At 45.8% G+C, this 14,678-nt stretch carries 16 protein-coding genes; all 16 read left to right on the top strand.

The genetic code is table 11. The features are described from left to right. The first annotated feature begins 7 nt into the window (after nucleotides 1-7). The 16 genes from AB1K91_RS10720 to AB1K91_RS10645 are packed head-to-tail and all read left to right on the top strand — an operon-like array spanning nucleotide 8 to nucleotide 14,672. Nucleotides 8-883 (top strand): flagellar hook-basal body complex protein, encoded by an 876-nt coding sequence (locus tag AB1K91_RS10720; protein ID WP_093726592.1) that lies wholly within the window; start codon nucleotides 8-10, stop codon nucleotides 881-883. Between the two features lie 35 nt (nucleotides 884-918). After that, on the top strand, nucleotides 919-1,137 hold the full coding sequence (locus AB1K91_RS10715; protein WP_093726591.1) for a flagellar FlbD family protein: 219 nt from the start codon (nucleotides 919-921) through the stop codon (nucleotides 1,135-1,137). Then, nucleotides 1,127-1,540 (top strand): flagellar basal body-associated FliL family protein, encoded by a 414-nt coding sequence (locus AB1K91_RS10710; protein WP_413089845.1) that lies wholly within the window; start codon nucleotides 1,127-1,129, stop codon nucleotides 1,538-1,540. Before AB1K91_RS10715 ends, AB1K91_RS10710 begins: the two co-directional genes overlap by 11 nt. 32 nt (nucleotides 1,541-1,572) lie before the next feature. Next, entirely contained in the window at nucleotides 1,573-2,574 is a 1,002-nt protein-coding gene (gene fliM / locus AB1K91_RS10705; protein ID WP_413089844.1) for a flagellar motor switch protein FliM, read from the top strand. Further along, entirely contained in the window at nucleotides 2,567-3,697 is a 1,131-nt protein-coding gene (gene fliY / locus AB1K91_RS10700; RefSeq protein WP_413089843.1) for a flagellar motor switch phosphatase FliY, read from the top strand. The genes fliM and fliY overlap by 8 nt, the downstream gene beginning before the upstream one ends. 27 nt (nucleotides 3,698-3,724) lie before the next feature. Then, nucleotides 3,725-4,087, top strand: a complete 363-nt coding sequence (locus tag AB1K91_RS10695; protein ID WP_413089842.1) for a response regulator — start codon at nucleotides 3,725-3,727, stop codon at nucleotides 4,085-4,087. A 16-nt stretch (nucleotides 4,088-4,103) separates the two neighbouring features. Continuing rightward, entirely contained in the window at nucleotides 4,104-4,790 is a 687-nt protein-coding gene (gene fliO, locus AB1K91_RS10690) for a flagellar biosynthetic protein FliO (protein WP_413089841.1), read from the top strand. Continuing rightward, a complete protein-coding gene (gene fliP, locus AB1K91_RS10685) occupies nucleotides 4,783-5,448 on the top strand; it encodes a flagellar type III secretion system pore protein FliP (RefSeq protein ID WP_413089840.1) in 666 nt (221 codons plus the stop codon). Before fliO ends, fliP begins: the two co-directional genes overlap by 8 nt. Nucleotides 5,449-5,470: 22 nt before the next feature. Further along, entirely contained in the window at nucleotides 5,471-5,740 is a 270-nt protein-coding gene (gene fliQ, locus AB1K91_RS10680) for a flagellar biosynthesis protein FliQ (RefSeq protein WP_413089839.1), read from the top strand. 4 nt (nucleotides 5,741-5,744) lie between these two features. Then, entirely contained in the window at nucleotides 5,745-6,524 is a 780-nt protein-coding gene (gene fliR, locus AB1K91_RS10675; protein WP_413089838.1) for a flagellar biosynthetic protein FliR, read from the top strand. After that, nucleotides 6,525-7,604, top strand: a complete 1,080-nt coding sequence (flhB, locus tag AB1K91_RS10670) for a flagellar biosynthesis protein FlhB (RefSeq protein WP_413089837.1) — start codon at nucleotides 6,525-6,527, stop codon at nucleotides 7,602-7,604. An 18-nt stretch (nucleotides 7,605-7,622) separates the two neighbouring features. Then, nucleotides 7,623-9,656, top strand: a complete 2,034-nt coding sequence (gene flhA / locus AB1K91_RS10665) for a flagellar biosynthesis protein FlhA (RefSeq protein ID WP_413089836.1) — start codon at nucleotides 7,623-7,625, stop codon at nucleotides 9,654-9,656. Then, complete coding sequence (gene flhF / locus AB1K91_RS10660) at nucleotides 9,653-10,753, top strand: flagellar biosynthesis GTPase FlhF (RefSeq protein ID WP_413089835.1); 1,101 nt, start codon at nucleotides 9,653-9,655, stop codon at nucleotides 10,751-10,753. The genes flhA and flhF overlap by 4 nt, the downstream gene beginning before the upstream one ends. After that, nucleotides 10,746-11,633, top strand: coding sequence for a MinD/ParA family protein (locus AB1K91_RS10655; RefSeq protein ID WP_413089834.1), 888 nt, complete (start codon nucleotides 10,746-10,748; stop codon nucleotides 11,631-11,633). The genes flhF and AB1K91_RS10655 overlap by 8 nt, the downstream gene beginning before the upstream one ends. Beyond that, nucleotides 11,605-12,681: a protein-glutamate methylesterase/protein-glutamine glutaminase gene (locus AB1K91_RS10650; protein ID WP_413089833.1), complete on the top strand. Its 1,077-nt coding sequence runs from the start codon at nucleotides 11,605-11,607 to the stop codon at nucleotides 12,679-12,681. Before AB1K91_RS10655 ends, AB1K91_RS10650 begins: the two co-directional genes overlap by 29 nt. Beyond that, nucleotides 12,672-14,672 carry a chemotaxis protein CheW gene (locus AB1K91_RS10645; protein ID WP_413089832.1) on the top strand — a complete coding sequence of 667 codons (2,001 nt, stop codon included), beginning with the start codon at nucleotides 12,672-12,674 and terminating at the stop codon, nucleotides 14,670-14,672. Before AB1K91_RS10650 ends, AB1K91_RS10645 begins: the two co-directional genes overlap by 10 nt. The last annotated feature ends 6 nt before the right edge of the window (nucleotides 14,673-14,678 follow it).

Raw genomic sequence — 14,678 nt, 5'->3', positions numbered from 1 at the left:
ATGAAGCATGTTACGCTCACTTTACTCTGGTATCTCGGGAATGAAAGGTTTTCAAAATAACTTGGATGTTGTCGGAAATAATATCGCCAATGTCAATACAGCAGGCTACAAAAAAAGCAGAATAACGTTCCAAGATATGATGAGTCAGCAAATTAAAGCCTCCACTGACCCTGTTGCCAATGGCACTGGAGGAACAAATGCCAGCCAAGTAGGTACTGGATCCCAAATAGGTGCAATTGATAATGTACATACTCAAGGTAACCGTCAAAATACAGATCGTAATCTGGATTTGCAATTGGAAGGTGATGGAATGTTCATACTTTCATCAAATCCGGAAGTAGATAGTATAAATGATGCGGGCATCAGTTTTACTAGAGCGGGCAACTTCTACCTGGACGGCGAGAGCAGACTCGTCAATAGTGATGGTCTATTTGTTCTCAATGCTCTAGGTGAAGCCATTACAGTTCCAGAAGGTGCTACACAAATCAGTATAGATGGAACCGGGAAGATTTCGTTCACTGGCGGGGAAATCCCGGAGGGCGCAACTGATAACTCCTACCAAATTGCACTTGCTAAATTCTCCAATCCAGGTGGCCTTGTGAAGAATGGTGGCAGCACATACAGCTTAACTGCAAATGCAGGATTAATGATTGAAGATAACTATCAGGGTGGAGCGGATGTGCCGTTGAATGGTTTTAAAATACCAAACAGCGAGGCTGACGGTACTGCGAAAGTGGTTGCTGGTGCCTTGGAAATGTCCAACGTCGACCTTTCCGAAGAATTCACCAATATGATCATCGCGCAGCGTGGTTTCCAGGCAAATACTAGAATCATCACTACTTCCGATCAAATTTTGGAAGAGCTTGTTAACCTGAAACGTTAAAAGGAGGTGAAGGGGGTTCCTGGCTCCCTTTAGATATGATTCAGTTAACAAGATTGAATGGAGAATCATTTTCATTGAATGCATTGTTCATTGAGCAAATCCAATCCTTTCCTGATACGACGATCACACTCACTTCCAGTAAAAAAATCATCGTTCAGGAGTCAGAGATAGAAGTTGTGAGGAAAATCCGCGAATTCTATCAATCTATCGGCTTGATCGGTACAAAGGAGAAACAAGAGAAGAATGAACGCTAAAGTAATTATAATCATTTTATCGGTTGTCATCATCTTGGGTGCTGGCGGTTACGCGGCTTGGAATTTCTTCACGAGCCCTACATCGGAAGCGAAGGAACCTTCTGCAGCAGAGCTTGCTGAGAATTCCGTGACAACGGATGAGATCACGACGGACTTGGAAGATGGCAGTATTGTCCGGATTCAATTCCAGCTCATCACAGACGGTGAAAAAGCGAAGGAAGAACTGACTGCAAGACAGTTTCAGCTGAAGAATCTGGTGATCAAGGAAATGACCACGATGAATAAAGAGGATTTCCAAGCTGGATTGACAGACTTGGAAGCAAATCTGAAGAAGAAATTGAATGAAGAAATGCAAGAAGGCTCGATCAAGGATGTCTATACGATCAGCAAAGTACTACAATAAACCACTGAAAAGCAGGAACGGAGGTGACGTGCATGGCAGAAGAGGTCTTATCACAGCATGAGATCGATGCACTGTTATCCGCTATATCTTCCGGTGAAATGGATGCAGATGAGCTGAAACAGGACGATAAAGCCAAAAAGGTGAAAACATATGACTTTAAACGGGCACTCCGTTTCTCGAAAGATCAAATACGCAGCATCACGCGTGTTCATGAGAATTTCGCAAGATTACTGACGACTTTCTACTCAGCCAGGTTGCGGACGTTTGTTCAGATATCGGTCGCGTCTGTCGATCAAGTGCCTTATGAGGAGTTCATCCGTTCGATTCCGACGATGACCATTCTGAATACATATAGTCTATCACCGCTCGAGGGCAAGATTATGATGGAGTATGATCCGAACATAGCGTTTGCAATGCTGGATAGGACACTTGGCGGGCGCGGCAGCAGTGTCAATAAGATCAACAATTTGACTGAAATTGAAACGATACTCATGACACAGTTGTTTGAATCCGGAATGGAGAACTTGAAAGCGGCATGGCAATCGATAGAGGAAGTAGAGCCATTATTGGAAGAGTTTGAGGTCAACCCACAGTTCCTTCAAATGGTCTCTCCGAATGAGACGGTCGTCGTGGTAACACTGAATTCAACAATCGGGGAAACGTCCGGTATGATCAATATCTGTATTCCGCATGTTGTCTTGGAGCCGATTATATCGAAGCTTTCCATTCATTACTGGATGCAGGCTCCTGTAGACAAGCAAGGTAACGAAACGGAATGGCGGGATTTATCGGCCAGTATACAGAAAGCTTCCATCGACTTGAAGGCGATTCTCGGAGAGACGACGATTCAGGTAGAGGAATTGATGAAACTCCAGGAAGGTGATGTGCTGATGCTGAATCAGCCGATTGATCGTCCAATGGATGTAAAAGTGGACAACCAAGTAAAATTCAAGGCGCAGCCAGGCAAACAGAAAAATAGAATGGCGATACAAATAATGGAAGAGATTGAAACAGGGGGGGAAGAAAATGACTGACAATATGTTATCCCAAGAAGAGATAGATGCATTATTGAATGGATCAGATGATGATTCGACCAGCACAGATGATGAGCAGATCCTCCCTAAAGAAGATTTGGATTCGATGGAAGTAGATGCACTTGGTGAAATAGGCAATATCTCGTTCGGTAGTTCAGCAACAACATTATCGACACTTTTGAATCAGAAGGTGGACATCACAACACCTAAAACTTCAATTGTCAAACGGTCCGATTTATATGAGAAATTCCCACAGCCCAATGTGGCTATCGAAGTAAGCTATACGGAAGGGTTTTCGGGTACGAACTTGTTCGTCATCAAGCAGAGTGATGCTGCCATCATTGCTGATTTAATGCTTGGCGGTGATGGAAATGCACCAGCTGAGGAGTTCAATGAAATCCATCAAAGTGCTGTACAGGAAGCAATGAACCAGATGATGGGTGCAGCGGCTACGAGCATGAGCACCGTATTCAGTAAAAAGGTGGATATTTCTCCTCCGTCCATTGCATTGATGAATCTATCGGATGGTACTGGAGCCGATAAATTGCCTGACGAAGATCAGGTAGTGAGTGTGTCATTCGATTTGAAAATCGGTGAATTGATCGACTCTTCCATCATGCAGCTATTATCAACCGATTTTGCCAAGGACATGGTCAATGAGCTGTTGCAGCCTGCTCCGGCAGAACCGGAAGTAACGGCACAGCCAGTACAGGAAGCTCCAAGTCAAGCACAGCCGTCTGTTAAGGAAACAACTGCACAAACAATGCAGCAAACAGCACCGCAGCCGACAAGCCCTGCCCCGAATGTGCAGCAAGCAGCTTTCACGAGTTTTGATACACCAGCTGCTGCCCCGGCCGAGCAGCCGCGCAATTTGGATTTGCTTATGGACATCCCTTTGAAAGTTTCGGTTGAGCTAGGCCGTACAAAACGCACCATCAAGGAGATCCTTGAGCTATCGGTCGGTTCTGTCGTGGAATTGGACAAGCTTGCAGGTGAACCGGTGGACATCCATGTCAATGATAAATTGATTGCTAAAGGGGAAGTTGTCGTCATCGAAGAGAATTTCGGTGTACGTGTAACGGATATCCTCAGCCAATCCGATAGATTAAAATCAATCAACTAATTTGACCATTGAAAGGAAGAGAAAAATATGGGAAACAGAATTCTAATCGTAGACGACGCTGCATTCATGCGCATGATGATCAAGGATATCTTGACAAAGAACGGCTTTGAAGTTGTAGGGGAAGCACAAGATGGCCAGCAGGCAGTTGAAAAATATAAGGAATTGACTCCTGATTTGGTGACGATGGATATTACAATGCCGGAAATGGATGGTATTGCAGCAATGAAGGAAATTACAAGCCAATATCCAGATGCAAAAGTGATTATGTGCTCTGCCATGGGGCAGCAAGCGATGGTCATCGATGCCATTCAAGCTGGTGCCAAGGACTTCATCGTCAAACCATTCCAGGCAGATCGTGTTGTAGAAGCAATCCAAAAAGCATTGAGCTAAAAAAGGTGAGTAGGAAATGATGAAAAGAACAGTCTGGGCATGCATGCTCCTTGTGTTGGTGCATCTAGCCATTTCTCCGATTCCTGTCGAAGCGGCAGCGAGTGTGGAGGATTGCTTAAAGACAGATGCTGCGCAATCGGATGACTGCAAAGATATGAATGAAGCCGGAAATCAACAAGAGAATACACCTGCAGCGGATTCGGCTGATGCAAAAGCTGGAGGCACATCGACCTTTTTGAATCTAGTAAAGCTTGCATTGGCACTGGCAGTCGTGCTTGGACTGATCTATGTCCTACTCAAGTTTTTGAATAAGCGGAATCGACTATTCCAGCAAGTCCGGGCTATGGAGAATATTGGTGGTATCGCACTTGGTAACAATAAGTCAGTCCAAATTGTCCGGGTTGGTGAAAAAGTGTATATGCTTGGAGTCGGGGACAATGTCGATTTACTGACTGAAATCGATGATGAGCGGACAATCAAGGAATTAACGGAACAAGATCAGCAGGAAATGAAGGCATCAGCCTTATTGGCGAATATAATGCCGGGCAAGAAACAGCAAGAGGAAAAGCACCAGCAAGCGGCAATACAGGAAGGTGAGGCTGCATCCAGCTTCCAGGAACAATTCAAAGAGGAAATAAGGAAGCTGAAACAGTCACGAAACAAATTGAAACAGCAGCAAAGGAAGGATACGGACGATGAATGATTTTATCAATATATTTTCTGGAACCGACCCCGAGAGTGTATCGACCTCGGTAAAATTGCTGCTATTATTGACTGTTTTTTCCTTGGCACCAGGAATTTTGATCCTGATGACATGCTTTACGAGGATTGTTGTCGTGCTTTCGTTTGTAAGGATGAGCTTAGGGACACAGCAGACACCACCGACACAAGTTTTAATCGGGATTGCATTATTCATGACCTTCTTCATCATGGCACCGACCTTCAATGAAATAAATGATCAGGCTATCACACCATTGATGAATGATGAAATATCGCTTGATGACGCCTATACAGAAGCAAGCGGTCCGATCAAGACGTTTATGGCGGAAGAAACAAGACAAAAGGATTTATCTCTATTCATGAATTATGCCGGATTGGAAAAACCGGAATCAGTCGAGGATATTCCGTTGTCAACGCTTGTGCCGGCCTTTGCCATCAGTGAGCTGAAGACGGCTTTCCAAATGGGGTTCATGATTTTCATCCCATTCCTGGTCATTGATATGGCCGTGGCCAGCATCCTTATGTCAATGGGGATGATGATGCTGCCGCCGGTAATCATTTCATTGCCATTCAAGATTCTGTTATTCGTTCTGGTGGATGGCTGGTATTTGGTCACATCCTCGTTGCTGCGAGGGTTTTAGCGAATGAAGGAGCGTAACGTTTATGAGTAGTGAATTTGTTATTTCCATCGCAGAACGCGGTATCTATACAGTGCTGATCGTCAGCGGACCTTTGCTTATCCTGGCACTTGCTGTTGGTCTGATCGTCAGTATATTCCAAGCGACAACGCAAATACAGGAACAGACGCTTGCGTTCATTCCAAAAATTGTCGCAGTATTGGTGGGTTTGGTATTCTTCGGACCGTGGATGCTGACAAGAATGGTCGAGTTCACTGCAGGTATACTGCAGAATTTGGATCAATTTGTGGGCTGAGTAGATGCTGGAGCAGATTGATTATACCGTTGTACCAGCATTTGCATTGATTTTGGTTCGTCTGGTCGCTTTTTTTGTGACAGTCCCGCTATTTTCTTACCGGAATGTGCCGACAACATTCAAGATTGGATTCAGCTTTTTCCTTGCTTTGATCATTTTCTTTACGATCGATCGGCCGACGATACCGGTCGACCATACGTATTTCCTTTTACTTTTCAAGGAAGCGATGGTTGGCCTGACAATCGGCCTGCTCGCATTCATCGTCATTCAGGCAATCAATGTTGCCGGAGGTTTGATCGATTTTCAAATGGGATTTGCGATTGCCAATGTCATCGATCCGGTTACGAGGGCTCAAAGTCCTTTGACAGGTCAATTCCTTTATACGATTGCAACGTTGTTCCTGCTGTCCGTCAACGGGCATCTGCTCTTGATCGATGGTATTTTCTACAGTTATCAGCTGATTCCTTTGGATGAAATGGTGCCATTTGGCGATCAATCATTTATAGAATTGGTGCTCCGATCCTTCGGGCAGATGTTTCTAATCGCATTCCAGATGAGTATACCGCTTGTCGGCTGTCTGTTTCTGGTTGACGTAGCCATCGGAATAGTAGCAAGAACAGTGCCGCAGTTGAACGTTTTTGTCGTTGGCTTGCCGATTAAGATACTTGTGGCATTCGTGCTGCTATTTCTTTCGATCGGCGTTTATATGACAGTGGTTCGGCACTTGTTCGACTATATGCTTGTGGCGATGCGTGATTTGATGGTTCTGTTTGGAGGGGCTTAAATGAAATACCGTTTGGATCTGCAATTTTTCGCTGGTGAGAAAACAGAGAAAGCGACGCCGAAAAAACGGCAGGATACTAGGAAAAAAGGACAGGTTGCCAAGAGCCAGGATGTCAATACCGCAATATTGCTTTTAATCTCCTTAGGGGTCCTGGCTTTGATGGGCGGATATTTCAAAGGACAGTTCCTCCAGTTATTCACAAGTGTATTTGATGTATATCTCACACAGGAAGTCACCGCAAATACAGTGCAGACGCTGCTAGTCGAGATGAGCATAGCCCTGGCTAAAATCGTCGGCCCGATAATGGGCTTTGCCATCGTTGCAGGTCTGGTTTCTAATTTTGGGCAGTTCGGATTGCTTTTCAGCGGGGAAGCAATAAAGTTTGACTTGAAAAAGATTGACCCAATCCAAGGGGCAAAACGTATTTTTTCTGTCCGAGCTTTGGTCGAGCTGCTGAAATCTTTGCTGAAGATCGGGTTGGTAGGTGCGGTGACTTTCTATGTGCTTTGGCAGAACATGGATACGGTTATGACCATGTTCATGAAGGCTCCGGAGAATGCCATGCAGTTTTTCGGCAAGATAACGTTATATATGGGTTTTGCAGCTACTTTGGCTTTGCTGTTCATTGCAGTACTGGATTATGCGTATCAGCGGTTTGACTTTGAGAAGAATATCCGCATGTCCAAACAGGATATCAAGGATGAGCATAAAAACATGGAAGGTAATCCATTGATTCGTTCCAAAATTAAAGAAAAGCAGCGTCAGATGTCCATGATGAGGATGATGAGTGAGGTTCCAAAAGCCGATGTCGTCATTACCAACCCGACTCACTTCGCGATTGCCATACAGTATGACGACAAAAAGTCTGATACACCGATTGTCATTGCGAAAGGAATGGACCATGTAGCGCTTAAAATCAAGGAAATTGCAAAGGCGAATGATGTAATGATGGTGGAAAACAAACCGCTGGCACGCGGATTATATAAAAAAGTGGAGCTTAATCAGCCGATCCAGGAAGAGTTTTTCCAAGCAGTTGCAGAAGTGCTCGCCTTCGTTTACCGCACGGAGCGTAAATTGTAAGAGAAGAGGAAATTCAACATGAAACTTAAGGATATGTCAGTACTTATAGCAGTAATTTTAGTGATCGTCATGCTCGTCATCCCGATGCCGGGCTGGCTTTTGAGCATTTTGATCCTGACGAATATCTCGCTTGCTTTGATAGTTATTCTCGTGTCGATGAATACCGAGGAAGCGCTGCAATTTTCGATCTTTCCTTCTCTCTTACTTTTGCTGACGCTGTTCCGCTTGGCATTGAATATCTCCACCACTAGAGCCATCCTCTCTGAAGGACACGCCGGTGGGGTAGTAGAGACGTTCGGCAGCTTCGTGATCGGGGATAACCCGCTTGTCGGCTTTGTCGTTTTCATCATTTTGGTCATCATCCAATTCCTGGTTATCACAAAAGGATCGGAGCGAGTTTCTGAAGTGGCTGCCCGTTTCACCCTTGATGCGATGCCAGGAAAGCAGATGAGTATCGATGCTGACTTGAATGCAGGCATGATATCTGATGTGGAGGCAAAAAAACGCCGAGAAAAAGTAGAGAATGAAGCCGATTTCTACGGTGCAATGGATGGTGCGAGCAAGTTCGTAAAAGGTGATGCCATTGCTGGGATCATCATCGTGTTGATCAATATTGTTTTCGGTTTGATCATCGGAATGATGCAATTGGGGATGAGCTTCCAGGAAGCAATCAATACGTATATGCGTCTTACGGTAGGTGATGGATTGGTAACACAGATCCCGGCAATCCTGATTTCTACTGCAACAGGTATCGTTGTGACAAGGGTAGCTTCAGAAGGGAACCTCGGCAGTGATGTAACCAAACAGCTATTCCGTTTTCCTAGCTTGCTGTACATTGCGGCAGGTACGATCTTCCTGCTTGGTTTGACACCGATCAACTTCTTCCTGACAACTTCCATCGCTGCCATACTTGCTGGTGCTGCCTTCTTCCTATCCCGGGCACAAAAGCAAGAAGAGACAATAAGCGTCGAGTCGGAAGATGTACAGGAGGAGACTTCGATGAAGTCTTCCGACAATGTAGTGAATCTGCTCAGTATGGATCCGATCGAATTCGAATTCGGTTATGCACTCATACCGCTGGCTGATACGAATCAAGGCGGAGACTTGCTTGATCGGATTGTCATGATCCGCAAGCAGTTGGCAATCGAGCTCGGTATTGTCATCCCGGTAGTTCGTATACGCGATAATATCCAGCTTGGACCAAATGAATATCGTTTGAAGATCAAAGGAAATGATGTGGCAGCCGGCGAGGTGCTGCTTGACCATTACTTAGCGATGAGTCCGGGAGTCGAAGATGACGGCTTGGATGGTATCGATACGCTGGAACCAGCTTTTGGTTTGCCTGCCAAATGGATCAGTGAGGAAACGAAGGATGAGGCAGAGCTCTCCGGCTACACAGTCGTCGACCCTCCATCGGTTGTATCGACTCATCTTACGGAAATGATCAAACGCCATGCCCATGAACTGCTCGGCAGACAGGAAACGAAGCAGCTTATCGATCATTTGAAGGAATCGTATCCGATTCTTGCAGAGGAAGTGACACCAGAGCCGCTTTCCGTCGGGGATGTGCAAAAGGTGCTGGCAAAATTGCTGCGTGAGCATGTATCTGTCAGGAACTTGCCGGTCATTTTCGAGACTTTGGCTGATTTTGGCCGGATGACGACGGATACTGATTTGCTTGCGGAATACGCTCGCCAAGCACTAGCACCGCAAATCACCAAGCAATATGTCCAAAATAGACAGCCATTGCAAGTCATCACCGTTTCTGGGGGTGTCGAGAAAATGATAGCGGACCATATCCAGCAAACGGAACATGGGAACTATTTGTCCTTGGATCCAGAATCTCAGCAAAAAATCGTAGAGTCAGTCATGGAACAGGCAGAACGTTTGTCATTGCGGGAAGAGACAGTCATCGTTTTGTGTTCACCTACGATACGCATGTACGTACGCCAGCTGCTTGATCGCAGCCTGCCTCATGCAGTCGTTCTATCCTACAATGAATTGGACAATACAACAGAAATCAGAAGTGTCGGGATGGTGAATGTCGCATGAAAATGAAGAAATATACAGCTGCTACGATGCCTGAAGCGATGATTCAAATCAGACGGGACCTTGGCAAGGATGCAGTCATCCTGCGCACGAAAGAACTGACAAGCGGCGGAATCCTCGGTCTTTTTAAAAAGAAGCGGATCGAAGTCATCGCAGCACTCGATCCTGATGTCACCAACGGAAGTCAAACAGTGCAAAAAACTGTGATTTCAAGGGATGAGCCTCTGCCAAAAGCGGAGAAGGTTTCGGCTGATAAGGATTTATCAGCTGAAATCACGGCTCTTAAACAGGAATTGAAGACTGCCATTTCCAATCAGACTAGACATTATGCCCTGCCGCTGCAAGGATTGTATGACCGACTCCTGCATAATGAGGTTCATCCGCAGATTGCTTCCGGGCTGATGGAACATCTCCTTGGGAACGACTCCAATGAGGATGCCGAACAGATACTTTATGGGAATCTGGTAAAACGATTTGAAAAGGTTCAGCAGCCTGTACAGTTCGAGAAAAAGTTCATCCATCTTGTAGGTCCGACCGGAGTAGGAAAGACAACGACCATCGCTAAACTGGCTGCAAAAAGCGCTTTGGTCGATCAGAAGAGAGTTGCATTCATCACGACAGACACATATAGGATTGCGGCCATCGATCAACTCAGGACGTACGCCAAAATATTGGAAGTACCGCTGGAAGTTGCTTATTCGCTCGAAGACTATAAGGCTGCAAGGGAGAAGCTTGCCGATTATGATCTGGTTTTCATTGATACTGCAGGCAGGAATTTCACCGACTCAGCTTATGTGAAAGAGCTGGAGCGCACACTCGATTTGTATCAGGAGGCAGAAACTTATCTGGCATTGTCCCTCACAACGAGGGCCAGTGATTTGTCCAAAGTTTACGAACAGTTTGCGCATTTGCCGATCAAGCAATTCATATTCACGAAGATGGATGAAGCAAGCCGGTATGGCGGAATATTGAATTTGGTTCAGCAGGCCCATATAGGAGTTGCTTATCTGACACATGGTCAGGATGTACCCGATGATATCCTCGTCCCATCTGCATCTTATCTGGCGAAAAGTGTGATGGAGGCGACTGCTCGTGTATGATCAAGCTGCTAAACTCCGGGCAAGCATCCAGCGGAAGTCACTGGCACGCACTGTAGCTATAGCCAGCGGGAAAGGCGGAGTTGGCAAATCGAATGTTGCGCTGAACTTTTCTTTAGCACTGGGTAAGCTTGGAAAATCGGTGCTGCTTATCGATCTGGATCTTGGTATGGGGAATATTGAAATACTGCTGGGCACTTCGGCTAAACGATCTTTTGTGGAAATGATCGAGAACAGATTAAGGATAGAAGAGATCGCAGAAACCGGACCAGATGGTCTCCACTTCATTGCCGCTGGTGCAGCCATGGATGAATTTTTCCGGATGGATCGAGCGGGTGTTGCCCATTTCCAGCAGGAATTTGAAAGGGCCCAGCGGCTATACGACTTTGTGATCCTGGATATGGGGGCCGGTTTAACTGAAGAAAGTGCAGGTTTCATTTTGGCAGCGGATGAAAGCATCATCATCACGACTACCGAACCGACGAGTATGATGGATGCTTATGCGCTGATCAAACATATCAAGAACCGGAATGCGGATCTACCTATGTATCTCCTAGTCAATCGGGCAATGGATAAGCGAGAAGGACGGGATACCGCTGCCCGCATGAAGGAAGTTGTGCAGACTTTCCTCCAAGCAGAAATCGTTCTTTTGGGAATTCTTCCGGAAGATAAACAGATTCCTAAATCAGTAAAGATGCAGGAGCCGTTTATAAATCAGAAGGAGTCAAAAGCAGGAGCCATCATCAAGCAGCTCGCAGCCAGTTATCTGAAACCCGAGCAAGAAACGACAGCTAAAGTAAAAACATCATTCATTGGCAGATTAAAAGATATCTGGATGGGGGGAGGAGGAGCCAATGGGAAAAATACGCGTTTTGGTCGTTGATGATTCCGCTTTTATGCGAAAAATCATTTCGGACCTCCTGAATAGTGATGATCGGCTTGAAGTCATCGGAACAGCTCGGAACGGCAAGGACGGATTGGGACAAATCAGTCAGTTGAAGCCTGATGTAGTGACAATGGATGTCGAAATGCCGATCATGAATGGGATTGATGCACTGAAGGAAATCATGCAGAAGCATCCGCTGCCGGTGGTCATGCTCTCAAGCCTCACAAAACAAGGTGCGGATATGACCATTCATGCCATGTCAATTGGTGCAGTAGATTTCATTGCAAAGCCTTCTGGCTCGATTTCCTTGGATTTGGACAAGGTCCGGGATGAGCTGGTTGTCAAAGTTGTAGCAGCGTCAGCTTCCCGGCTCTCAGTTAAACAGCAAGTCAAAGCGGCTGATGTGAAGATGATCGCGAAAACGCCTGGAAGGAAACGAGCTGATCGGAGTCTTATAGCAATCGGAACATCTACCGGAGGCCCGCGCGCTTTGCAGGAAGTAGTAGGAAAACTTCCATCTGCTCTGGGGGCGCCAGTTGTCGTTGTGCAGCATATGCCGGTAGGATTCACAAAATCCCTGGCAGAACGCCTGGACGGCTTAAGTGCGATAAAAGTCAAAGAAGCCCAGCAAAATGAAACGTTGAAAAATGGCGTGGTTTACATTGCACCCGGGGGCCAGCATCTGACGATCGAGCAGGCAGACAGCCGGCTTATTGCCAAACTGACGATGGAGGATCCCGTGAAAGGGCATCGTCCTTCTGTGGATCGTATGTTCGAATCGATCAGCAGTTTAGAGAATGTGGATATTTGTACCGTTATCATGACAGGCATGGGGGCGGATGGAACGGAGGGCTTGCGCAAAATCAGGGAGAGACAGCCATCTGTATTCAGTATCGGTGAATCGGCGGAATCCTGTGTTGTGTATGGTATGCCAAGGGCTGCTGCAGAGGCAGGATTGCTCCATCATGTTTGTCCGGTACAGTCCATCGCTGCAGCTATACAACAGAGGGTCAATCTTTTAGAGGGGGTCAACCAATGGAAATAGATCAGTATTTAGGTGTATTCATTGAAGAAAGCAAAGAGCATCTGCAAAGCTTGAATCAGCATTTGCTGGAACTGGAAAAACAGCCTGAGGATATCGGATTGGTCAATGAAATCTTCCGCTCCGCGCATACGCTGAAAGGTATGTCCGCCACGATGGGGTACCAGGACTTGGCTAATTTGACGCATCAGATGGAGAACGTACTCGATGCAATCCGGAATCATCAGATTACAATCAATCCAGATATACTTGATATCGTATTTGAAGCTGTTGATAATCTGGAGGAAATGGTGCTGGATATCGAATCTGGAGGAGCAGGGACAAAAGAGGTAACAGCATTGGTTCGTCAGCTGGAAGCGATTGAGTCTGGCGAAGCACTTCATCAAAGCGAAGCAGCAGCTGAAGACAAAACACCTGAAGGTCAATCCAATCTTTTATTGGATGAGTTCGAACTGGCTGTATTGCGTGAGAGTGAGGAAAAAGGATTCCAGAACTTCTACACGAAAGTCACTTTGCGTGAAGACTGCATGCTGAAAGCTGCCCGGGTCTACATGGTATTCGAGGTGCTTGAAGCATTGGGCGAAGTGGTTAAATCCAATCCAGATGTTTCACAGCTTGAGGATGAGGCATTCGATCAAACCTTTGAATTATTGCTCGTGACGAAAGAGTCGAAAGAACTTATCGAGGAAAAAATATTAAAAGTATCCGAGATAGATGCAGTCACGATCCAGGATTTCTTCATCGATACATATAAGCATATCCAAGATGCAGCAAATGGAGAAACTGCAGCTGCCGTGATGGAAGAAAAAACAGAAGCGATAACAACCGAGAAAAAAGCTCAGCAAAGCAATAAGACGATCCGTGTGAATATCGAACGTCTTGATATCTTGATGAACCTGTTCGAGGAACTGGTAATTGATCGAGGCAGACTTGAACAAATCGCTGAAGAAGTAAAGCATCCAGAACTGCATGAGACTGTAGAGCGAATGGCCAGGATTTCCGGCGACCTTCAAAGCATCGTATTGACAATGCGCATGGTTTCCATTGACCAAGTATTCAATCGATTCCCGCGTATGGTGCGCCAGCTTGCCAAAGATTTGGGTAAGAAAATCGACTTGCAGATTGAAGGTGCCGAAACAGAGCTCGATCGTACAGTCATCGATGAAATTGGTGATCCACTAGTGCATCTGATTCGAAACAGCTTGGATCATGGTATCGAAACCCCGGAAGTAAGACGGGGACTAGGAAAGCCGGAAACGGGAACTATCAAGCTGAAAGCCTACCATTCTGGCAACCACGTCTTTATCGACATCAGTGATGATGGCGCCGGGATCAATCGGAAGAAAATTACGGATAAAGCAATCAATAATGGTCTTATCACAAAAGAACAAGCAGCAATCATGAATGACAACCAAATATTCGGCTTGATCATGGAAAGCGGCTTTTCCACGGCTGAAACCATTTCGGATATTTCCGGTCGCGGTGTAGGGTTGGATGTCGTCCGGAATACAATCGAATCACTTGGCGGTACGATTACGATAAGTTCCGAAGAAGGAAAAGGATCAATGTTCAGCATCGAGCTGCCGCTGACTTTGTCCATCATCAGTGTGTTGCTAGTGGAAATCCAAAAAGAGAAATACGCTGTTCCGCTTTCCTCTATCATCGAAACAGCCATCATTCCAAAATCGGACATCATGCATGTGCATAATCAGGCTGTAATCGATTTTCGCGGAAGAGTCGTTCCCCTTGTTTCGTTGAAAGATGTATTCCAAGTACCAAATGTGTATGAGGAGACGGATTATTACTCTGTCGTCATCATCAAAAAAGGTGATAAGTCGGCTGGCTTGATCGTGGATGGGTTTATCGGCCAGCAAGAGATCGTACTTAAATCTCTCGGAAACTACTTGACTGAGATATTTGCTATTTCCGGTGCCACTATTTTAGGAGATGGTCAAGTGGCGCTTATCATTGACAGCAATGCGCTAATCAAATAAGGAGGG

Origin of the sequence: Terribacillus jepli (assembly GCF_047228925.1) — a bacterium.
Lineage (GTDB): Bacteria > Bacillota > Bacilli > Bacillales > Amphibacillaceae > Terribacillus.
Note: the sequence above shows the minus strand (reverse complement) of the source record. Positions and strands in the feature narration are given on the sequence as shown.